The following is a 21070-nucleotide window of genomic DNA, read 5'->3' on the forward strand; positions in this document are numbered from 1 at the left end:
AAGTCCGTCAGTTAGACTAAGTAATGGGGAGTCTATAGTGAGTATCTTTTTTTTAGCAGTTAACTGAATTGCAAGGTGTGTAGGTTACGGGCAGGCGGTTAAACACCTGCCCGTTTTAGTTAGCCTTTCCAGACTTGTGGGTTCACCAGATCTTGCGGGCGCTCACCCAGCAAGGCGCTGCGCAAGTTAGCCAAGGCACGGTTGGCCATGGCTTCGCGGGTTTCATGAGTCGCCGAGCCGATGTGCGGTAATGTCACCGCGTTTTTCAGTTGGAACAGGGGGGACTCGGCCAGTGGTTCTTTCTCGTAAACGTCCAGCCCTGCGCCGCGAATCCGGTTGTTTTGCAGGGCTTCGATCAAGGCGGGTTCGTCCACCACAGGGCCGCGGGAAATGTTCACCAGAATCGCGCTCGGCTTCATCAACGCCAGTTCGCGATGGCTGATCAGGTGTTTGGTTTTTTCGCTGAGCGGCACCACCAGACAGACGAAATCGGCTTCAGCCAGCAGTTGATCAAGGCTGCGGAACTGCGCGCCGAGTTCTTGCTCCAGCTCGGTCTTGCGGCTGTTGCCGCTGTAGATGATCGGCATGTTGAAGCCCAGTCGACCGCGTCGGGCAATGGCCGCGCCAATATTGCCCATGCCGACGATGCCCAGGGTTTTGCCGTGTACATCGCAACCGAATAGCGGCGCGCCGACGGTGGCTTGCCATTGGCCGGCCTTGGTCCAGGCGTCCAGTTCGGCGACGCGGCGGGCGCTGCTCATGAGCAGGGCGAAGGCCAGGTCGGCGGTGCTTTCGGTGAGGACGTCGGGGGTGTTGGTGAGCATGATCCCGCGTTCGTTGAAGTAGGCGACGTCGTAGTTGTCGTAGCCGACGGAGACGCTGGAGACGACTTCCAGTTTGGCGGCGTTTTCAAGTTGAGCGCGACCGAGTTTGCGACCGACGCCGATCAGGCCGTGGGCGTGGGGCAGGGCTTCGTTGAATTGGGCGTTGATGTCGCCGTTTTTCGGGTTTGGCACGATGACGTCGAAGTCTTGCTTGAGGCGTTCGACCATTTCGGGTGTGACGCGGCTGAAGGCGAGGACGGTCTTTTTCATGGGAGGAGGGCTCTCGGGCGCAGGTGAATGCCAAGCACGCTAACATTCTTCCTCGCTGTTGTGCGAGTGGTCCAGTGGGAGCTGAGCTTGCTCGCTCCCACATCGATGCGATCACCGTAAAAACTATCGGAAATATCCTCAAAAAGCCCGTCTGTAGGATTCGCTATAGCAGCACCGAAAGTGGTTTTCGTTCTAACTTCAAATAAATCGGTCGCCTGTTTTGGTAAATATCCTGTCGAACTGACAGGAAGTTTTCTATTTTTTATTGATGAACAATGCATCAATAGTCATTTTGTTTTACGGCCATGGAAATTCGGGCTCCAGACCCGATATATCCTTAAAATTCCCCGAGCTTTTTAGCAAAGGCTCACCAGGGTCGTTTTGAACAAGCAATGAAAAGCTGGCTTCGAGAGTTCCTTCGTTAAGGTTGAAATTGAGGTCCAGGTGGCCAGATCCATGCACTGCCGGGTAGGGCGTAAATATTTTATAGTGGGGGTGGCATTCAACTTCAGTGTAAGTAAAACTATATATTTTTCCACCTTTCACGTAGTCATGTTTGCCGTTGGTGATGTCGGCCGCAAATGTGCAGAAAATTAAATTCCGTCTTGTTTCGCTGATGATTTGTCGAGCTTCAATAACAACCGTGGCGGAGCCTGTGATAAATTTAGCAATACTCCCTTCAAAGTCTCTTTTACCTTCAACTTTTGCTAAGACTTGACCTTCAGGTACTCTGTTGTGCACGGTGTCGTTCGCGACATAAAATACTTTTTTCATTTTCAAACTCCCGTTTGTGCAAGCAATGAAAAGTTACTATTGCTGCTTTCAATGGGGAGGTCTACTGTCATAAATGACAGTAGGTAAGATCTATTCGATATAGGTTTGCAGTTTTTTATGGTGGGGAATGCATATTTAAATTGGGTAAGCATTCAACCGGTTGTATTGGCGCTCGCGCGATTCCTGAAAACGATCAATAGGAAAGCGCGGGGAACCCTTCAATTCGCCACCCGAACCCCGCCCATGCTCCCACTCAACTCATACGCCACCAATTCCGCCTGATGCGCCGCCAAAATCTCCGGCAACGACCCACGCAAGTACTCAACCCACGTCTTGATCTTCGCATCCAGATACTGCCGCGAAGGATAGATCGCATACAGATTCAATTCCTGCGACCGGTAGTTCGGCATCACCCGCACCAGCGTCCCGTTACGCAACCCTTCAATCGCTGCATACACCGGCAAAACCCCAACCCCCATGCCGCTGATGATCGCGGTTTTCATCGCATCAGCCGAGTTCACCAAAAACGGTGAGCTATTGATGGTGACCATCTCCTGGCCTTCAGGACCGTCGAAGGTCCATTTCTCCAGCGGAATCACCGGGCTCACCAAACGCAGGCACGCGTGGTTCAGCAAATCGCTGGGCTTCTGTGCGCAGCCGTTGGCTTTCACATACGCGGGCGAGGCGCAAACGATGCTGTAGGTGATGCCCAGGCGCTGGGAGACGAAGCCCGAGTCCGGCAGTTCGCTGGCGAGCACGATGGACACGTCGTAACCCTCGTCGAGCAGATCCGGCACGCGGTTGGCCATGGTCAGGTCGAAGGTGACGTCGGGGTGGGTCTTGCGGTAGCGGGCGATGGCGTCGATGACGAAGTGCTGACCGATGCCGGTCATGGTGTGCACCTTGAGCTGCCCGGCCGGACGGGCATGGGCGTCGCTGGCTTCGGCTTCGGCTTCTTCGACGTAGGCCAGGATCTGCTCGCAGCGCAACAGATAGCGCTTGCCGGCTTCGGTCAGGGCGATGCGTCGGGTGGTGCGGTTGAGCAGGCGGGTTTGCAGGTGGGCTTCCAGGTTGGAGACCGCGCGCGAAACGTTGGCCGTCGTGGTGTCGAGTTGCACGGCGGCGGCTGTGAAGCTGCCGGCCTCGGCCACGTAACTGAAGGCGCGCATGTTTTGCAAAGTGTCCATGGGGAGCTCTCGGAGGCGATGGCAAATTGTGACACGAAGTTACGGGGGCTGAGACCCCGACCAACGGATTATCGCGTTAACGGTAACAAAGATTCACAAGATTCCCAGCTTATCGCCAACAAAGCCGACCCCTAGAATTGCCCACCTCAGGAACAACTCCCCACCTCAGGAAATCGCAGCAGTGCCGCGTCGCATCAACAGAGCGCTTCAGACGCTCAGTGTTTTGGCTTTAACCCTGGCAATCAGCGGCTGCATCGGTACCGGAGATATTGCCCCGCAGGGCAAGGCGCTGGAGGCCGATTCACTGGCCACCGACGAAGCCATCCAGAACGCTGCACAGGACGCTCACTGGCCTACCGCCCAATGGTGGCAGGCCTATGGCGACCCGCAATTGAACCGCTGGATCGACCTCGCCCTGCAAGGCAGCCCGACCATGGCCATGGCTGCGGCGCGAGTGCGTCAGGCCAAATCCATGGCCGGGATTGCCGAGTCCGCGGAGTCGCTGCAGATCAATGGCGAATCCACTCTCAAACGCCACAACTGGCCCACCGATCAGTTCTACGGGCCGGGCGAGTTGGCGAACACCACCACCTGGGACAACAACGCCGCGCTGGGCTTCAGCTATGCCCTCGATCTTTGGGGCCGCGAAAGCAACGCCACCGAGCGCGCCGTCGACATGGCTCACATGACGGCTGCGGAAGCGCGTCTGGCCCAGCTCGAATTGCAGAACAACATCGTGCGCGCCTACATCGAGCTGTCGTTGCATTACGCGCAACGGGACATCGTCGCCGCGACTCTGAAACAGCAGCAGCAAATTCTCGACCTCGCGCAGAAGCGCCTGAACGGTGGCATCGGCACCCATTTTGAAGTCAGTCAGGCTGAAACGCCGCTGCCGGAAACCCACCGCCAGATCGATGCGCTGGACGAAGAAATCGCCCTTAGCCGCAACCAGCTCGCGGCACTTGCGGGCAAAGGTCCGGGGGAGGGCGCGCAGTTGCAACGGCCGATATTGTCATTGGGCGCGGCGCTGAAGTTGCCATCGACCTTGCCGGCGCAATTGCTTGGCCAACGGCCGGACGTGGTCGCCAGTCGCTGGCAAGTGGCGGCGCAGGCGCGCGGTATAGATGTCGCGCACGCCGGGTTCTATCCCAACGTCGATCTGGTCGGCAGCCTCGGCTACATGGCCACTGGCGGTGGAGCGTTGGAGTTCCTGACCGGCAAGAAGCTCAACTACAGCGTCGGCCCGGCGATCTCGTTGCCGATTTTCGACGGCGGCCGTTTGCGCTCGGAGCTGGGCGAAGCCTCGGCCGGTTACGACATCGCCGTGGCCAAGTACAACCAGACGCTGGTCAACGCGCTGAAAAACATCTCCGACCAGTTGATCCGCCGCGAATCCATGGACAAGCAGCAAACCTTCGCCGCCGAGTCGGTGGCCACTGCGCAGAAGACTTACGACATCGCGATGATCGCCTACCAGCGCGGCCTCACCGATTACCTCAACGTGCTTAACGCCCAGACGCTGTTGTTCAAGCAGCAGCAGGTCCAGCAGCAGGTGCAGGCGGCGCGACTGAGTGCTCATGCTGAACTGGTGACGGCATTGGGCGGCGGACTGGGCGCGGGTAACGACGTGCCGAAAGACAGTCAGACCGCGGCACCGAAAACCCCGGCCCTGCTAAAGAGCCTCTCGAATTGAACACGAACCCTGTGGGAGCGAGCTTGCTCGCGATGAGGCCGTGTCAGTCAATGTTTGTGTCGCCTGACACTCCGCCATCGCGAGCAAGCTCGCTCCCACAGGTTCTGCGTCTTAATCGAATCTCAATGAGCAGGACTCCATGACTCCCTTGCCCGCACCTTTGCGCTGGCTGTATTCCCTTGAATGGCGCCGGGGTTTCTTTGACTGGGCGCGCAGCGATGGCGTGACCTGGGTCTACATTTTCAAGGTGCTGTTCGCAGCGTTTCTGACCCTGTGGCTGGCCATGCGTCTGGAGTTGCCGCAGCCGCGCACGGCGATGATCACCGTGTTCATCGTCATGCAGCCGCAAAGCGGTCACGTGTTGGCCAAGAGTTTCTATCGCTTCCTTGGGACATTGGCCGGCTCGGCGGTGATGGTCGCGTTGATTGCCTTGTTTGCGCAGAACACCGAGCTGTTTCTCGGTTCGCTGGCGATCTGGGTGGGCATCTGTTCGGCCGGCGCGGCGCGCTATCGCAACTTCCGCGCTTACGGTTTCGTGCTCGCCGGGTACACCGCCGCGATGGTTGGTTTGCCTGCCTTGGCGCACCCGGACGGCGCGTTCATGGCGGCAGTCTGGCGGGTGCTGGAAATCTCCCTGGGGATCATTTGCTCCACGCTGGTCAGCGCCGCGATCCTGCCGCAAACCGCCAGCGCCGCAATGCGCAACGCCTTGTATCAGCGCTTCGGCGTGTTCGCGCTATTCGTCACCGATGGCTTGCGCGGTCGCAGTAAACGGGACGCTTTCGAGGCGAGCAACGTGCGCTTCATCGCCGAGGCTGTGGGGCTGGAAGGGTTGCGTAGCGTCACGGTGTTTGAAGACCCGCACATGCGTCGGCGCAACGGTCGGCTCAGTCGCTTGAACAGCGAGTTCATGGGCATCACCACGCGGTTCAACGCTTTGCACCAGTTGCTTGAACGCTTGCGCAGCAGTGGCACCGATCATGTGGTGGCGGCGATCAAACCGGGTTTGCAGGACCTCGCCGAACTGCTCGATGGCTTCAGCGGCCGTGCGCTGACCAACGCTGATGCAGGGCGTCTGGTTATCGCGTTGACCGCCTATAAAGAAGGTTTGCCGGCGCGCGTTCGCAGCCTGCGGGCAATCTTTCAAGAGAGCGATCCGAGCGACGCCGAGCAGTTGGATTTTCATACCGCGTATGAACTGCTCTATCGCTTCGTCGACGACTTGCACAGCTATGCACAGACCCACGCGTCGCTGGCCGATCACAGCCATGCGCGCGAGCAATGGGATGAGCCGTTCACCCCGCAAACCAACTGGATGGCGTCGGCCGCCTCGGGGATTCGCGCGGCATTCATTCTGGTGGTTCTGGGCAGCTATTGGGTCGCAACGGCGTGGCCGAGCGGTGCGACGATGACCCTGATTGCCGCCGCTACCGTGGGCCTCTCGGCGGCGACACCGAATCCAAAACGCATGGCGTTTCAGATGGCTTGCGGGACGTTCCTCGGGGCCCTGATCGGCTTCGTCGAGATGTTTTTCATCTTCCCGTGGATCGACGGTTTTCCGTTGCTCTGCGTGATGCTCGCACCGGTGATCGTGCTCGGTTCGTTCCTGACTTCGCGGCCGCAATACGCGGGCGTAGGGCTCGGCCTGCTGATCTTCTTCAGCACCGGTTCGGTGCCGGACAACCTCACCGTTTACAACCCTTACGCGTTCATCAACGACTACATCGCCATGGTGCTCGGCATGCTGGTGTGCGCGGCGGCCGGGGCGATCATCCTGCCGCCCAACAGCCGCTGGTTGTGGCGCCGGCTGGAGCAGGATTTGCGTGGCCAGGTGGTGTACGCCATCAGCGGCAAACTCAAGGGTTTGGCGTCGAGTTTCGAAAGCAGCACGCGGGACTTGCTGCATCAGGCCTATGGCCTCGCGGCGGGGCAACCGCAGGTGCAACGGGACTTGCTGCGCTGGATGTTCGTGGTGCTGGAAGTCGGTCACGCGATCATCGAGTTACGCAAGGAGCAGGCGATCCTGCCGGTGCATCCGGCCTATGCCGAATCCCAACCGTGGCGTCAGGCGATCCGGGTGATGGGGCGCTCGCTGGTGCGGCTGTTTCTGCAACCGAGCCAGAGCAATCTGGAGCGTGGACTGATCGCCGTCGATCACGCGATCAGCCGCGTGCAAGCCACCGATGAACCTTTCGCGCCGCACTTCGACACCTCGGCATTGCGTCGGGTGAAGAGCTATCTGCACTTCATCCGCACCTCGTTGCTGGACCCGCAATCACCGCTTGCCGCATACGCAATCACTCAGCCCGAAGGAGTTGAACATGCCGCGTGAAATCGCCTTCCACGGCGTGTACATGCCGACCATGACCCTGATGTTTTTCATCGCCGCGGCACTGGCCTGGGCGCTCGACCGGTTTTTGTCCGGGTTCGATCTGTACCGCTTCTTCTGGCACCCGGCGCTGCTGCGCCTGAGCCTGTTTACCTGTCTGTTCGGCGCCCTGGCGCTGACTGTCTACCGTTGACTCTCTATCACTGAAGAAGGCCCTGATGAAAAAGCTTTTCAGCCTGCTCGCCACCCTGTTGGTGCTGGCCCTTGCGATGTGGATCGGCCGGACCCTGTGGGTGCATTACATGGACACACCGTGGACCCGCGACGGCCGGGTGCGCGCCGACATCATCAACGTCGCCGCCGACGTCACTGGGGAAGTGGTGGACGTGCCAGTGCGCGACAATCAACAGGTTAAAAAGGGTGATTTGCTGATGCGGATCGACCCCGAGCACTATCGCATCGCGGTCAAACAGGCGCAGGCGCTGGTGGCTTCGCGCAAGTCGACGTGGGAGATGCGCAAGGTCAACGCCCACCGCCGCGCCGACATGGACAACCTGGTGATCTCCAGGGAAAACCGCGACGACGCCAGCAACATTGCCGACTCGGCCCTGGCCGATTACCAGCATGCTCAGGCACAGCTCGAAGCCGCCGAACTGAACCTAAAACGCACTGAAGTCCGCGCAGCGGTGGACGGGTACGTGACCAACCTCAATGTGCATCGCGGCGATTACGCGCGCATCGGCGAAGCGAAAATGGCCGTGGTCGATATGAACTCGTTCTGGGTCTACGGCTTCTTCGAAGAAACCAAATTGCCCCACGTGCGGGTCGGCGATAAAGCCGACATGCAGCTGATGAGTGGGGAAGTGTTGAAGGGGCATGTGGAAAGCATTTCTCGCGGCATCTACGACCGCGATAACCCGGAGAGTCGCGAGCTGATTGCCGATGTGAACCCGACCTTTAACTGGGTGCGTTTGGCGCAGCGAGTGCCGGTGCGGATTCACATTGATGAAGTGCCGGAGGGGGTGCTGTTGGCGGCGGGGATTACTTGTACCGTGGTTGTTAACTGACCGTAAGACCGAGTCGCCTTCATCGCGAGCAAGCTCGCTCCCACATTGACCGAGTTCAGATGCTGATTTGATGACCGACGCAACTCCCCTGTGGGAGCGAGCTTGCTCGCGATGAAGGCGACTCGGTCCCACTGACAAATAGCGGCAGTTCAGCCTTTGCAAAACGTCTCATGCAAATGCCGCCAAACCACCTTGCCATCCGCCTGCTTCTCAAACACCACCGTCGACCGCCGATCAGAGTGCAGCCCCGTCGCATCCGTCTGCTGTTCGCGATAACTCACCGTTGCACCACCGTCGTACTGAGCAATGCCACGCAACTCGCTGAGCTGAATTCTGAACCCGAGCTTCTTCCCGCCCGCCATCAAAAACAACTCACTCAACGCGTCGAAATCCAGCACCCGGCCCAACGGCGAGACCATGGAAAACTGCGGCGAAAAACGCGCCAGCAACTGTTCAAGCGCCGGCTCGTCTTGATCCTCGGCCAACCATTGCTCGATGGCGACGTGGGCGTGGATCACTTCGTCAAAGTATTCGGTGTAGTCGGTCATGGAAGTTGCCCCTTCAACCCGAACCGCTTCATCAACCCCGCCTCCAGCAGCCCTTTAGGCAACAACCCCGCCAGCAACGGCAACGCCCGACTGCCATTGCCCAGACGAATCAGGCGCGGTGGTTTGCTCTGCTGTACGGCCTTGAGCAAACCGGCGGCAAATTCACTGGCCGGGGTCGGGTTGTCCTGGGAGGCCTTGGCCCGTGCGCGAATGCCTTCACGCAGCGGAAACCAGGGCGATTGTTCGGTAATCAACTGCTCCGCCTCATGGCCGGCATTCTTGGCAAAACTCGAGGCGATGGCGCCCGGCTGGACTTCCATGACCCGCACGCCAAACGGCGCCAGTTCCATGCGCAACGCATCGGTCAAGGCATGTACCGCCGCTTTCGAGGCGCAATAGGCGCCGGCAAACGGCGTGACCAAAACCCCGGACACGCTGCCGATGTTCACCACCAGACCCTTGGCGCGACGCAGCACCGGGAACAGGGCGCGGGTGACGCCGACGATGGCGAACACGTTGGTTTCGAATTGCCGTTGCATGGCCGGCACACCGCCGTCGAGCAACGGCCCCATGGCACCATAACCGGCATTGTTGATCAGCACATCGAGGCCGCCATGTTGCTGGTTGATGCGCTCGCTCAAGTGTTCCAGCGCCGCGCCGTCGTTGACGTCCAGTTGCACGGCGGTGAAACCGGCAGCGGCCAGCGCCGCCACGTCTTCTGTCTTACGGGCGCTGGCCCAGACGTCGTATCCGGCATTTTTGAAAACATCAGCAAGGGCGCGGCCAATGCCGCTGGAACAACCGGTAATCAACGCAACGGGCATGGCGCGGTCCTTGTGCAAAAAGAGGAAGAGAATTAGTCGGAGAAACTACCTTGCAATCGCTCGGCGCGAAACTCCAGCGTTTGCGGGCGATAGCCAGGGCGCAGCGGCGGCAGGGGCAAACAGTCTTCCCAGTTCGCACCGGCCTGCAGTTCGCCGGGGCCGCGATAGCGCGGTGCGGCGTATTGATTGTCGGCCAGATTGACCGTGTCGCCCGGCGCATAGGCCGCGATGCGCCAGCGCAGTTCGGTCAGCGGTACGTCGTTGCCGTTGTTCATTTTCAGTTGCAGTGGGCGATCGGCCGGGCACTGTTCTGGTGCGTAAGTGATGCGCAACTCCAGGCGCGCCAGTTGCTTGACCTCGCGGTTGTCCATCCAGATCACCCACGTTGCCACCACACCCAATCCGATGGCCGCCGCCACGGAGACCGGTAACGCCTTGGTCGGGTAGCGCAGCAACAAAATCAGCCAGGTGATGACCAGCAGGACGCCGATGAACATGTTTGAACGCTCCTTGAACTCATGACCACCATCCTACCGAAGGGCCGAAGGAATGGACATTCGTCGATCAAGGTCTGTTGCCGTTGGTCGGCACTGTAATTTCTGACAGTAGCCTGGCCTGCCCACGAGCGGTTAGATGAGTGCTGGCAAACAGGGACGCGACCGGCATGCAGGCCTCGACGATGGGAATGCACCACAAAACACCCGGATTGTCCGTTGTCGACCCGCGAGGTCTGCCGATCCGTTCGGTTGATTACTGGCGTGAGGTCGAAGACAAGCCCACTCAGGCACGCATCAATCGCACCTTTTACGATGCTGCAGGACGTGCCGTTGAACAGTGGGATCCTCGGCTTTGGGCGCTGCCAAAAGAAGATCCGCTGAGGCGCGCCAACCTCACGACGGTGTTTTCGCTGTCGGGTAACGCGCTGTTCACTGACAGCGTCGATGCCGGTTGGCAGCTCAACCTGCCAGGTCTGGGCAATGAGGTTTTGCAGGGGTGGGACAGCCGAGGCACCGGACGTGAGGTCGACTACGACGACTTGCTTCGTCCCGTGGTGATATTCGAGGAGGATGCGACCGAGCGGCGCAGGGCGGTTGAACGCATGGCCTATGGCGGTTCCGATCATGGCGTCCAGAATCAATGCGGGCAGTTGATCCGTCATGACGACCCCGCCGGGACGGTGCTTTTCGAAGCATTTTCGATTACCAACCAATGTGTGAAACAAGTCCGTCACTTCACCCTGGACCCTGTTACACCTGACTGGCCGGCGTTGGAAGCCGATCGCCAGCGGCTGCTTGAGCCGGGGAAGGGGGCCGCCTCGACGTGGAGTTTCGGTCCGCTCAATGATGTGCTGGAACAGGTCGATGCCAAGGAAAACCGCCAGGTCTTCAGCCTGACCCTTGACGGTCGCTTGCGTGAGACGCGTCTGCAACTTCACGGACTGAGCACCTGGCAAACGCTGGTCAGCGACATCCAGTACAACGCCGAGGGGCAAGTGACGCACGAAACTGCCGGCAACGAGGTACGAACAACCCTCCTTTACCGCGCTGAAGACGGTTTGTTGATGGAGCGCCAGGCGCACGACGCGAGAGCTCGGTGGTTGCAGCATCTGATCTATGACTATGACCGAATGGGCAACGTCCTCAGCATCGAGGACAAGGCATTGCCGGTGCGTTACTTCGCCAACCAGCGTATCGATCCGGTCAGTCGTTTTGTTTACGACAGCCTTTCCCAACTGATCGAGGCATTTGGTTGGGAAGCGGGGAGTGCGAATCAGGGGCCGGCATCGGTGGGGCGAGTCGATCCGGCGGCGCTCAGCAATTACCATCAGACCTATTGTTACGACGAGGGTGGCAATTTGCGAGAGCTGACGCATGTCGGCGCGCAGGGGCCAGGACATAAATTGAAGGCCGCGCGTGATAGCAATCGATGTCTGCCCTGGCGCAACGGCGTACCGCCCACGGAGGAAGAAATCGCCTTCGCGTTCGACAAAAGAGGCAATTGTCTGGAGCTGGACCAGGGACCGTTTTTGACCTGGGATCTGCGTAACCAATTGCAATTGCTCAGCCCGGTGGAACGCGACTCGGGGCTCAATGACAGGGAGTCCTATGTCTACGATGGCGGTGGTCAGCGCGTGCGCAAGATTCGCTCGTTACAGACCAATGCCCGAACCGTAGTGGCTGAAGTGCGTTACTTGCCAGGACTTGAGCTGCGCACCGACAGTGGCACCGGAGAGGTGCTGCAGGTCATCACCGCGCAGGCCGGCCTCAACACCGTTCGGCTGTTGCATTGGGAAAGCGACCCACCGTCCGGCACCAACGATCAATACCGTTACAGCCTCGTCGACCATTTGAGTTCTTGCACCTTGGAGCTTGCGGATGACGCGCGAATCATCAGTCGGGAAATCTACTACCCGTTTGGCGCAACGGCCTGGTTTGCCGGGGATGATGTGATTGAGGTCAGCTACAAAGTCATTCGTTACTCGGGCAAAGAACGGGATGCCACCGGGCTTTATTACTACGGTCTGCGTTATTACGTGCCGTGGTTGCAGCGCTGGCTCAATCCTGATCCCAAGGGGTTCGTCGATGGGCCGAACCTGTATCAGATGGTCGGTAACTCGCCCATGAATTATGTCGATAGCGACGGCGGTGGAAAGACCGAAGCTTCAGAGTTGAGCCAAAGCCTGGACAAGCAACAAGCCTTGGTCTCGTCGGTTGGAGGAGCCGCTTCTGATCTCAAAAATTCAATGCTTAACCACACCTATACGCAGCATCGGCTCAAAGCTTTGGGCAGGCGAGTCGTTACCCAGCTTGCCAGCAGTGCCGTCAGTGCTGCCAGTACATCGGCGGGTACTGCGGCAGGCGGTGCCTTGGGTAGGTTGATAGGTCCGTGGGGCGCAACGCTGGGGGCCAAGGTCGGGGCGAAAGTCGGCTCCAAGGCAGCAAATGCTTTGATTTCCAAGGTGGTGGACACCTATCAACTGGACCGTTCGATCAACTTCAAGGGTAACGAAATGAATCCTAAAGCATTCATCGAGCGCGTTGAGCCCAAAAAGAAATACAGTCTTGCAACGGCAAAGCTTGAGCTGTCGGCGGTTGACCCGCGGACACGTGAAGGGCGTAAGCAATTGGGGAAAAAAGTCACCACCGCGGTTGTGGATAAAGTTGTCGCAAAGGTGGCCAGTAAACTGGGATCGGAAGCGCCGGGCCTGATCAAGACAGGTCGGGAGTTTTACCAGGCATCGCAAGGGCTGAAAGCGGAACCGCTTAGCGAGGCTTACGACCAGACGCCAGCAGTGATCGATATGCTGGAGTTCAGAATGCAGGCAATCAAAACTGAGTTCGCCGTTTCCGGTAGCGCGGATCCGGAAACCTTCGAGCGTATCGCTGAGCTCTCGATGCAGACGCAGACGGTGGTTCAGACGTTGAACCGAAACCAGGATTTCATTGAGCTTGTCGCGCCCAAGCCTTATGCCGGAAGACGACAATCACTGAATGGAATGTCCAGGTCAGCTCCCGCTCGGCAATTGTCAAAAGGCTGATGCAAAAAAAAGCCCCCACCCAACCCGCTGCGGAAAGGGAAACGCAGCGGGTTGGACGGGGGCTTCTTGTGTTACAGATCAATCACTGCGCGATGGTTTTCACCGATACGCCGCGTTCGATCGGGGTAGAGCGACCGTAGATATCTTCAAACCGCTCGATATCGTCTTCGCCCAGGTAGCTGCCCGATTGCACTTCGATGATTTCCAGCGAGATCTTGCCCGGATTGCGCAAGCGGTGGACCGAGGCGATCGGGATGTAGGTCGACTGGTTTTCAGTGAGCAGGAACACGTTTTCGTCGCAGGTCACTTCAGCAGTGCCGCTGACCACGATCCAGTGTTCGGCGCGGTGGTGGTGCATCTGCAGCGACAGGCACGCGCCCGGTTTGACCGAGATGCGCTTGACCTGGAAGCGGCCGCCCATGTCTACCGAGTCGTAGGAGCCCCACGGACGATAGACTTCGCAGTGGGTCTGGGTTTCGCTACGGCCCAGCTCGTTGAGGGTGTTGACCATCTGTTTCACGCCTTGGACCTTGTCCTTGTGGGCGATCATCATGGCGTCCTTGGTTTCGACGACCACGATGTTTTCCAGGCCGATCACCGACACCAGTTTGCCGTTGCCGTGGATCATGCAGTTTTTGCTGTCCTGAATGACCACATCGCCTTTGGTGACGTTGCCGTTGGCGTCTTTTTCATTCACTTCCCACAGCGACGACCAGCAGCCGACATCGCTCCAGCCCGCGGTCAGCGGTACAACGCAGGCGCGCTGGGTTTTTTCCATCACCGAGTAGTCGATGGAATTGTCCGGGCAGCAAGCGAAGGTGGCGGAGTCGATGTCGACCGTGTCGGCATCCTGCTCGCTACGTTCCAGGGTCAGCACGCAGGTGTCGTAGATGTCCGGATCGTGTTTTTTCAGCTCTTCGAGGAAACGGCTGGCACGGAACAGGAACATGCCGCTGTTCCAGAAATAACCGCCGGACTCGACGAACTCGGTGGCGCGTTTCACGTCCGGTTTTTCGACGAAGTGCGAAACGCGGCTGACACCTTCGGGCAGCAGCGAATCATTGGCCGACTTGATGTAGCCGTAGCCGGTTTCCGGTTTGGTGGCCGGTACGCCGAACAGCACCATTTCGCCGTTTTCTGCAGCGACAGTGGCCAGGGCCAGGGCGCGTTGCAGGGCTTTCTGATCTTCCAGCACGTGGTCGGCTGGCAGCACCAGCATCAACTCGTCGCGACCTTCGTTGACCAGCATCAGTGCGGTCAAGGCCACGGCCGGCGCGGTGTTGCGGCCGAACGGTTCCATCAGGATGCGCTGTACGTCCAGTTTACGGGCGCCCAGTTGCTCGTTGACGATGAAACGGTGTTCCTTGTTGCAGACCACGATGGGGGTGTCCATGCCTTCGAACACCAGGCGTTCCAGGGTTTGCTGGAACAATGTTTGTTCGCCGGTCAGGGCGAGGAATTGCTTAGGGAACTGTTTGCGCGAAAGCGGCCAAAGACGTGAGCCACTACCACCTGACAAGATCACCGGAATCATGTTGTTACTCCTTGAAAATCGTATGGGTCAGAGCTACTGCGTTCTGTCGTTTCACTCTTGTTCTTATTCCGCGTCCAGGTCGGTTCACCGATTTCTGTAGCAGCTGCCGAGCCTGCGAGGCTGCGTTCGAGCGCGAAGCGGTCGTAATGCTGGCAACTCGGTCTCTCTGAAAGACCGCATATGCCGGTTTTACGACTGCTGCGCAGCCGGACGCAGGCTTCGCCAGCTGCTACAGGGATCACCGTCCTGACAAAATGATTAGCGCGTCGAAACCGGGCGTTTTACCCAGACTGGCGCCAGGCTGCTGCCGCTGCCGGTCACGTACAGCACGGCGGCTTCACCACGTTCCAGGGCAACCGGTTTCACGTCGCCGACTTTCTTGTCGCCATCGTATAGCGCCAGGCTGACTTTAACCGGGTTGATTTCACGCTCGCCACGGCCCTTGGCGGCCACGGTAGGGACCACTTCGGTCTTGCCGTCAGCGGTTTTCAGGGTCAGGGCCTTGTCGCTGAGGTTCTGTACGCGAACCAGGGATTTCTGCTTGTTCTTGAACGGCGGCTCTTCGATCAGTTGCGGTGCGCCGCTGGCGTTGTTGACCAGGGTGTAATAGTGATCACCGGCCAGTTTCACCGGCAGGGACTGGCTACCGACCTTGGCGCTGTAGTCGCCGCCCGGCATGAAGCTGAAGTCGGTGCTGGACAGCGGCGCGACTTCGGCCAGGTTGGTGGTGCCGACGGTGGCGCTGACTTCAGCGTTACCGGCGTTGTAGACACGTACAAAGCTCGAACCTTTCGGTGCAGTCGGGCCATAGAGTGCGGCGTCGCCGGCGAAGGCGGACATCGACAACACGCTCATGCCAGCAACGAGTGCGAAGGTCTTGGCGAGACGGCGAGGAGTAGTAGTGAAAGTCATGGTAGTACCTCTCTCTTTCAGTTTTGCGCCCGGTCGGGCGTCTCGGATTTAGTGTTTGCTGCTACGTTTTGTTGGCGAGCGCCGGCTTCTTTGAGCTCTGCGACCCACTGCGGGTCGGCGTCACCGATTTCGTTGTTCACAGGCAGATAACGTTCAGGAAACTCCCAGATCAGCACCTGTGGCGGGCTGTTCTTGAAAGCATCACTTTTCAGATAGCTGAGCATTGGCCGAATCGGGCCGTGGCCGTCTTCGGCGTAGTTGACTACGTCGCTGTTCAGCGCTTGTTTCAGCGCACCGACGAAGTTCCAGTTGGGGTTGGCGCTGTAGCTGGTGCCGATCAGGGCCACCGGCACTTCAGTGTTGGCGAACAGGGCGTCATCACCGGCCGGCTGGTCTTGTGCCGCCACGGTGTTGCGTTTCTGCAACGGCTCAGGCTTGGGCATCAGGTTTTCGAACAGCGGATCCAGCGGCAAGAACAACCGCAGGTCGCCCTTGTGCGTCACCTTCTCCGCAGGTTCAGTGACGTAGTGTTGCGGCTCGCCACTGAGCGGGGTTTTCTCGGTAATGGTTTTGGCCAGGGTCTCGGCAGCGATTTGCGCGCCTTCCGGGGTCCAGTGGGTGTCGGTGCGCAAGAACACTTGCTGACCGTCCAGCTTGGCTTTCAGCATCGGGCCAAACAGGTCGGGAGCGAGGATCTTGTTGGCCGCCACACGAGCGTGGAAGTCCTCATAGAGGTTGGCGTGGATGCTCGAAGGCTTCACTTCACCCAGGTGTTCCGGATACAGGCGAGTCTTGGCCGGCACGATCGCCATGACCAGTTTCACGCCTTTCGCCTTGAGTTCCTGGCGCACGCCTTCAACCAGCGCGTAGTTGCCTTGCAGGTTCAGTTCTTCGTTGACGATCGGGTTGAATTCCTCATCGCTGTACAACCACTGATCGCGGCCGAGCACGACGCCCGGACGACCTTCGTTGAACAGTTTGAAATCCAGCGCAGCCCAAAGGTTGGTGCCAAGGCGCTTGATCGGAAACTCTTCGTCGTAATGCGTCTCCACGGCTTTGGTCCAGCGGCCGTTGAGCACCGTCGTTTCGGCAGAGGTACTGAAGCCGAGGAAACTGCGCGTGGACCACAGGCCCAGGACCAACAGCGTCACCATGAACAGGGCGATGTAGAGGATGCGTAATGAGCGGGTCATAGTCAGATCCCTCAGAACTGGAAGTAAAGGAACGGCGAGAAGCTTTGCGCCGAGAGTTTGAAAATCGAGGCGATGAACAGCACCAGTACCAGCGTGCGCATCACGTAACGAGACCAGTCCGCAGTCCAGTAGGCCGGTTGCACAGTCGCTTCAGCGCCGACGGTGTAGCCAGGTTCGTGGATGCTGCCCGGGTTGTCGCCCGGTACGGCTTTGATCATTCCAGGCGTAGCGGCAGCCGGGCCATCGGCCTCGACGTTCACAACAGGCTTGGTCTTCTCAGGCGGCAGGTTGCTGTAGAAGTCACGAATGCCGAAGAACGCCAGGGTCATGTAAGCCACCACCAGCGTCGCCACTTGCAGGCCGGTGAGGCTGGCCGCGTTGAGTTCCGACAGTGACCATTCGCCGAAGCTGAACATCGCACCGTACATACGACCGGCGACGTGCAGGTTTTCCGAGCGGAAGATCACCCAGCCCATGACCACGAGCAGGAAGGTCAGCGCCCAGCGGATCGGGTTGATGCTGCGCGGCGAGGTATTCAGGCCGAGGGCTTTTTCGATCGCCAGCCACATGCCGTGCCAGGCGCCCCAGACGATGTACGTGATGTTCGCGCCGTGCCACAGACCACCGAGCAGCATGGTCAGGAACAGGTTGCGATAGGTCATCAGCGTACCTTTACGGTTACCGCCCAGCGTGATGTACAGGTAGTCACGCAACCAGGTGGACAGGCTGATGTGCCAGCGACGCCAGAACTCGGTGATCGACTGGCTGATGTACGGCTGTTTGAAGTTTTCCATGAAGCGGAAACCCATCATCAAGCCCAGGCCGATTGCCATGTCGCTGTAACCGGAGAAGTCGAAATACAGCTGCGCGGTGTAGGCCAGCGCGCCGAGCCAGGCATCGCCCGTGGTCGGGTTCTGCAAGGCGAAGCAATGGTCGGCCACGACCGCCAGAGTGTCGGCGATGAAGACCTTCTTGATGAAGCCCTGCATGAATCGCGTCGCACCTTCGGAGAACTTGTCGAGGGTGTGGGTGCGGTTGTTGAACTGGTCGGCGAGATCGCGGAAGCGCAACACCGGACCGGCGATCAAGTGCGGGAAGATCGCCACGAAAGCGGCAAAGTCGATCAGGTTGCGGGTCGCCGGCGTGTCACCACGGTAGACGTCGATGATGTAGCTGATGGACTCGAAGATGTAGAACGAGATCCCGATCGGCAACAGCACGTGGGTCAGGATGAACGGCGACAGACCGACGGAGGTCATCATCGCGTTGATGCTGTCGACGCCGAAGTTGGCGTACTTGAAGTAGCCGAGAATGCACAGGTCGACGGCCACGCCCAGGAGCAACCAGCGTTGTGCCGGTTTGGTCCGAACGCCTGCGGCACCGACTTTGAGGCCGATCCAGTAGTTCCACAGGGTGACGGCTGCGAACAGCGCAAGGAAGTCCACACGCCACCAGGCATAGAACACGTAGCTGGCGATCAGCAGCAGCAGGTTGCGATAGCGTATTCCGCTTAAGTAGTACATGCCGAGAAAGATCGGCAGGAACAAAAACAGGAACACGTTGGATGAAAATACCATCCCGGTCTCTCCATGTTTAACCAACAGTCAAGGGCCGCAGCCCCCCCAAACCCCCCATCGAAAAGCCGGAGGGCGTAACACACAATTCATGCCTGACACTGACCCTTGTAGGAGCCGAGCTTGCTCGCGATGACTGAGTGTCAGTCGACATCGATGTTGAATGTCAGACCGCAATCGCGAGCAAGCTCGGCTCCTACAGGGTTTTGCGTTTGGCTCTAGGAGCCTTTTTTGCCTTTTTCACTCGCCGGGTCGAAGACCTTGGTCAGGTCACCCCCGAGGCGGAAAGTCTTGAACGGCTGCATCTCGTGCTTTTTCTCAAGCACATCCGGCGAGCAGGTGTAGAGCGTGCAGAACGGTTCGAGCCAGGCGAATTTCGAGTCCTCTTTCAGGTCGGTCATGTCCTGTTCCTTACCGTTCTTCTTCTCGAATTCTTCCGGGTCTTTGACACCCGCGAGCACTCGATCACCCAGACGTTTCAATGCGCCGTTGTTTTCCTGACGCAAGTCCACACCATTGACCAGCGCAAAACTGGCGATCATCGACAGTGGCGGCAGGGCATAGTTGTGATAGGACAGGGCGCGTTGCTGGCGCTTGAGTTCGTTGGGCAGGAAACCCTGGGCGTCAATCTGATTGGCGCCGACTTTGTATTCCTTCACCGACCAGTCGAACAGGTCGCGGCGGTTGGTGGCGATGGACGTTGCCATCACCGACCAGGCGGACCAGTACGAGTGGTTGTTGGTTTTTTCCAGCGGCAGGTTGTCCCAATCGCTGACTACCTGATCAGCCATTTTGCTGAACCAGGCTTCAATCAACTGCGACTCTTGCTGGTGGTTCGCCAACGGATGCGAGTCGGAGAACTTCAGGCGAATATAGGACGACGCCATGCTGCCCAACGCCCATTTGCGCATGGACTTGCCGGTGTGGTTGAAGTCCTTGGACATCAACGCATCGGCCTTGGCCCAGGCGGTCAACCAATTCAGGGTGCATTCCAGCTGTTCCGGACGACCGTCACGCATGTACTGCATTACGCGCTTGCTGGTGCCGCGCTCAATCTTGGTGATGTCGGCCGTGGTGTCACGGAAGGCTTTTTCCGAAGCCTCGTTCAGGGTCGAACGGGCCTTGTCGGAACCTTCGTATTTGCTGCGAAATTGCAGCGAGCCGGTGTACGGCGTCGGCATCGCATCACAGCCTTCGCTCTTGTCGCCGGTTTTGACTTTTTCAATCGGCGCGAAGTATCCCTGTGGCGGACGCAGTGGCGCGGCGGCCTGTGTCGCACCGGCAAACATGGCCAGGCTCAACAGGGACGGTGCGATCAATCTTTTCAAAGTTCGGGTTTGCATAGTTGCCTCATTGCCCGGTCTGAGCGGTACGCTGCCCAGCGCCAGGGAACACGTTGCGTTTGCAGATTTTCGCTTCGACTTTCTGTGGCGCGGCACCTGCTTCAGGGCCCTGGATTTCGACGGCCAGCAGATTCTGCGAGGCCCAGTCTTCGTCCGTGCGCAACTCAAAGGCGAAACGCCCGTCGGTATCGGAGGTTTCCGGTTTTTCGATCTTGATGTCCTCGTGGCGACCGTTCATGTACCAGAGGGTGGCTTGCAGGACTTTCACCGACGGATCGGCGAAGCGGATGTCGACCTGGTGACTGCTGTTTTGCAGGTTCAGGTTCTTGCTGTTGACCATCAATTCGTTCTTGCCCGGTTTCAACGTGGTGCTACCGGTCATCTGTGCATCCTTTCCTTCGCAACCGTTGTCCAGCAGCGCCATCATCTGGCGGTAGATGGTTTCCTGGTCGAGGCGATAGAGCGGCGAGAATTCCCAGATCAGAATCTTCGGCGGCTTGGTCTGGAACTCTTCGCTGCCCAGGTACTGCAGCATCGAACCTTCCAGGCCACCGCCGGGGAACGCCACGTTGAGGATGTCGGCGCCGATGGCCTCTTCGAGGAAACCGGCGAAGTTGTAGTTCTTGCCACTGTGGCTGGTACCGACCAGGGTGACTTCCGGATTGCCGGAGTCACTGAACAGATCGCCATCAGCTGCTTCGCCTTTCGGCTCGGTGGTGAACTGATCCATGTACTGGATCGCGTAGCTAGTGCCACAGAGTTGACCAGCCATGTTGTGTAACGTTCCGGTCTTGCCCATGCGACCCGACTTATGGCTCTCGAATTCGCGTTTCGGCACGTCGGCAAAGGCCGGCATGTTCTTGATTTGCTCACCGACGATTTTCGCCGTGCGCTGGGCGCCATACGGCGTCCAGTGTTGGTCGCCCTGGAAGTAGAAATCGTGGGCCGGCAGGGTGTCAGGCAGCGACTCGTTGGTCAGCGGCGACAGGTCCGGCACGGTGTAGCCCATGGCGGCGAAACGGCCGAGCATGGTCTTGTAGTTCTTCAGGGCCTTGTCGAAATCGAACTTGGCCTTGTCTTCCGGGTTGAGCTTGTTGCGGTTCACCAGACCACGGGTCGGCTGGTAAACGATGACCAGTTCAATGCCTTTGCTCTTGAACGCATCGTGCAGTTCTTTCATGCGTTTGTAGCCACCGGGGGTGGTGTCGAATTCGGTGCGCAAGTCTTCTTGCGTACGGAACAACCAATCACCCTGAGCCTGCACCAGCGTGGTGAAGTTCTGCTGGTAACGCGTGGTGTAGTTCTTCGCGTCGTGGGCTTCCGGGCACAGGTTGCAGCACGGTTCGGCGCTGAAGGCAGGTGCTTTGGCTTCATCGGCACGAGCGCCGCCGCTGGCCGCGAGAATGCCGGCGGTCAGGGCCGACAAGCTGAGTAATTTGATCAAGTGTGAGTGCATAAAA

17 protein-coding genes are annotated in these 21070 nt (G+C 58.8%); 5 read left to right on the forward strand and 12 right to left on the reverse strand.

Annotation, left to right across the window (positions count from 1 at the left end; genetic code table 11):
• Window positions 1-119: 119 nt before the first annotated feature.
• The 3 genes from ACA079_RS04540 to ACA079_RS04550 form a co-directional block, all read right to left on the reverse strand.
• A complete protein-coding gene (locus ACA079_RS04540) occupies window positions 120-1094 on the reverse strand; it encodes a 2-hydroxyacid dehydrogenase (RefSeq protein ID WP_497702708.1) in 975 nt (324 codons plus the stop codon).
• 297 nt (window positions 1095-1391) lie between these two features.
• Window positions 1392-1868 carry a hypothetical protein gene (locus ACA079_RS04545; protein WP_497702709.1) on the reverse strand — a complete coding sequence of 159 codons (477 nt, stop codon included), beginning with the start codon at window positions 1866-1868 and terminating at the stop codon, window positions 1392-1394.
• A gap of 218 nt (window positions 1869-2086) precedes the next feature.
• Window positions 2087-3055: a LysR family transcriptional regulator gene (locus ACA079_RS04550; RefSeq protein WP_095133002.1), complete on the reverse strand. Its 969-nt coding sequence runs from the start codon at window positions 3053-3055 to the stop codon at window positions 2087-2089.
• Window positions 3056-3236: 181 nt separating this feature from the next.
• Here ACA079_RS04550 and ACA079_RS04555 point away from each other — a divergent pair, with 181 nt between their 5' ends.
• The 4 genes from ACA079_RS04555 (at window position 3237) to ACA079_RS04570 (ending at window position 8144) form a co-directional block, all read left to right on the forward strand.
• The gene (locus ACA079_RS04555; RefSeq protein ID WP_497702710.1) at window positions 3237-4748 is read left to right on the forward strand and encodes an efflux transporter outer membrane subunit; all 1512 of its coding nucleotides are present in this window, start codon (window positions 3237-3239) and stop codon (window positions 4746-4748) included.
• A 139-nt stretch (window positions 4749-4887) separates the two neighbouring features.
• Complete coding sequence (locus tag ACA079_RS04560; RefSeq protein ID WP_497702711.1) at window positions 4888-7080, forward strand: FUSC family protein; 2193 nt, start codon at window positions 4888-4890, stop codon at window positions 7078-7080.
• The gene (locus ACA079_RS04565; protein WP_007896379.1) at window positions 7070-7270 is read left to right on the forward strand and encodes a DUF1656 domain-containing protein; all 201 of its coding nucleotides are present in this window, start codon (window positions 7070-7072) and stop codon (window positions 7268-7270) included. Before ACA079_RS04560 ends, ACA079_RS04565 begins: the two co-directional genes overlap by 11 nt.
• A 25-nt stretch (window positions 7271-7295) precedes the next feature.
• Window positions 7296-8144: an efflux RND transporter periplasmic adaptor subunit gene (locus ACA079_RS04570; protein WP_008153497.1), complete on the forward strand. Its 849-nt coding sequence runs from the start codon at window positions 7296-7298 to the stop codon at window positions 8142-8144.
• Window positions 8145-8293: 149 nt separating this feature from the next.
• Here ACA079_RS04570 and ACA079_RS04575 read toward each other — a convergent pair whose 3' ends face one another.
• Genes ACA079_RS04575 through ACA079_RS04585 form a run of 3 tightly spaced genes read right to left on the reverse strand, consistent with a single transcriptional unit; the run spans window position 8294 to window position 10013 of the window.
• Window positions 8294-8692 (reverse strand): DUF4440 domain-containing protein, encoded by a 399-nt coding sequence (locus ACA079_RS04575; protein ID WP_497702712.1) that lies wholly within the window; start codon window positions 8690-8692, stop codon window positions 8294-8296.
• A complete protein-coding gene (locus ACA079_RS04580) occupies window positions 8689-9516 on the reverse strand; it encodes an SDR family oxidoreductase (RefSeq protein WP_347803138.1) in 828 nt (275 codons plus the stop codon). The genes ACA079_RS04575 and ACA079_RS04580 overlap by 4 nt, the downstream gene beginning before the upstream one ends.
• A 32-nt stretch (window positions 9517-9548) precedes the next feature.
• The gene (locus ACA079_RS04585; RefSeq protein WP_046053202.1) at window positions 9549-10013 is read right to left on the reverse strand and encodes a hypothetical protein; all 465 of its coding nucleotides are present in this window, start codon (window positions 10011-10013) and stop codon (window positions 9549-9551) included.
• Between the two features lie 182 nt (window positions 10014-10195).
• Here ACA079_RS04585 and ACA079_RS04590 point away from each other — a divergent pair, with 182 nt between their 5' ends.
• On the forward strand, window positions 10196-13054 hold the full coding sequence (locus ACA079_RS04590) for an RHS repeat domain-containing protein (RefSeq protein WP_497704280.1): 2859 nt from the start codon (window positions 10196-10198) through the stop codon (window positions 13052-13054).
• Between the two features lie 82 nt (window positions 13055-13136).
• Here ACA079_RS04590 and ACA079_RS04595 read toward each other — a convergent pair whose 3' ends face one another.
• The 6 genes from ACA079_RS04595 to ACA079_RS04620 all read right to left on the reverse strand — a co-directional run bounded on the left by ACA079_RS04595 (window position 13137) and on the right by ACA079_RS04620 (window position 21066).
• The gene (locus tag ACA079_RS04595) at window positions 13137-14588 is read right to left on the reverse strand and encodes a mannose-1-phosphate guanylyltransferase/mannose-6-phosphate isomerase (protein ID WP_497702713.1); all 1452 of its coding nucleotides are present in this window, start codon (window positions 14586-14588) and stop codon (window positions 13137-13139) included.
• A 258-nt stretch (window positions 14589-14846) separates the two neighbouring features.
• Window positions 14847-15500: an alginate O-acetyltransferase AlgF gene (locus ACA079_RS04600; RefSeq protein ID WP_046045934.1), complete on the reverse strand. Its 654-nt coding sequence runs from the start codon at window positions 15498-15500 to the stop codon at window positions 14847-14849.
• 17 nt (window positions 15501-15517) lie between these two features.
• Window positions 15518-16693: an alginate O-acetyltransferase gene (locus ACA079_RS04605; RefSeq protein ID WP_497702714.1), complete on the reverse strand. Its 1176-nt coding sequence runs from the start codon at window positions 16691-16693 to the stop codon at window positions 15518-15520.
• Window positions 16694-16704: 11 nt separating this feature from the next.
• Entirely contained in the window at window positions 16705-18270 is a 1566-nt protein-coding gene (locus ACA079_RS04610; RefSeq protein WP_415773317.1) for an MBOAT family O-acyltransferase, read from the reverse strand.
• 215 nt (window positions 18271-18485) lie between these two features.
• Window positions 18486-19610, reverse strand: a complete 1125-nt coding sequence (locus tag ACA079_RS04615; RefSeq protein WP_497702715.1) for a mannuronate-specific alginate lyase — start codon at window positions 19608-19610, stop codon at window positions 18486-18488.
• Between the two features lie 7 nt (window positions 19611-19617).
• A complete protein-coding gene (locus tag ACA079_RS04620; protein ID WP_497702716.1) occupies window positions 19618-21066 on the reverse strand; it encodes an alginate O-acetyltransferase in 1449 nt (482 codons plus the stop codon).
• Between the last annotated feature and the right edge of the window lie 4 nt (window positions 21067-21070).

It is taken from the genome of Pseudomonas sp. LBUM1645, assembly GCF_059716185.1.

Excerpts from the sequence above, each read along its gene's own strand:
- ACA079_RS04540 (WP_497702708.1), bottom strand. The coding sequence starts at position 1,094 with ATGAAAAAGACCGTCCTCGCCTTCAGCCGCGTCACACCCGAAATGGTC.
- ACA079_RS04545 (WP_497702709.1), bottom strand. The coding sequence starts at position 1,868 with ATGAAAAAAGTATTTTATGTCGCGAACGACACCGTGCACAACAGAGTA.
- ACA079_RS04550 (WP_095133002.1), bottom strand. The coding sequence starts at position 3,055 with ATGGACACTTTGCAAAACATGCGCGCCTTCAGTTACGTGGCCGAGGCC.
- ACA079_RS04560 (WP_497702711.1), top strand. The coding sequence starts at position 4,888 with ATGACTCCCTTGCCCGCACCTTTGCGCTGGCTGTATTCCCTTGAATGG.
- ACA079_RS04565 (WP_007896379.1), top strand. The coding sequence starts at position 7,070 with ATGCCGCGTGAAATCGCCTTCCACGGCGTGTACATGCCGACCATGACC.
- ACA079_RS04570 (WP_008153497.1), top strand. The coding sequence starts at position 7,296 with ATGAAAAAGCTTTTCAGCCTGCTCGCCACCCTGTTGGTGCTGGCCCTT.
- ACA079_RS04575 (WP_497702712.1), bottom strand. The coding sequence starts at position 8,692 with ATGACCGACTACACCGAATACTTTGACGAAGTGATCCACGCCCACGTC.
- ACA079_RS04580 (WP_347803138.1), bottom strand. The coding sequence starts at position 9,516 with ATGCCCGTTGCGTTGATTACCGGTTGTTCCAGCGGCATTGGCCGCGCC.
- ACA079_RS04585 (WP_046053202.1), bottom strand. The coding sequence starts at position 10,013 with ATGTTCATCGGCGTCCTGCTGGTCATCACCTGGCTGATTTTGTTGCTG.
- ACA079_RS04590 (WP_497704280.1), top strand. The coding sequence starts at position 10,196 with ATGGGAATGCACCACAAAACACCCGGATTGTCCGTTGTCGACCCGCGA.
- ACA079_RS04595 (WP_497702713.1), bottom strand. The coding sequence starts at position 14,588 with ATGATTCCGGTGATCTTGTCAGGTGGTAGTGGCTCACGTCTTTGGCCG.
- ACA079_RS04600 (WP_046045934.1), bottom strand. The coding sequence starts at position 15,500 with ATGACTTTCACTACTACTCCTCGCCGTCTCGCCAAGACCTTCGCACTC.
- ACA079_RS04605 (WP_497702714.1), bottom strand. The coding sequence starts at position 16,693 with ATGACCCGCTCATTACGCATCCTCTACATCGCCCTGTTCATGGTGACG.
- ACA079_RS04610 (WP_415773317.1), bottom strand. The coding sequence starts at position 18,270 with ATGGTATTTTCATCCAACGTGTTCCTGTTTTTGTTCCTGCCGATCTTT.
- ACA079_RS04615 (WP_497702715.1), bottom strand. The coding sequence starts at position 19,610 with ATGCAAACCCGAACTTTGAAAAGATTGATCGCACCGTCCCTGTTGAGC.
- ACA079_RS04620 (WP_497702716.1), bottom strand. The coding sequence starts at position 21,066 with ATGCACTCACACTTGATCAAATTACTCAGCTTGTCGGCCCTGACCGCC.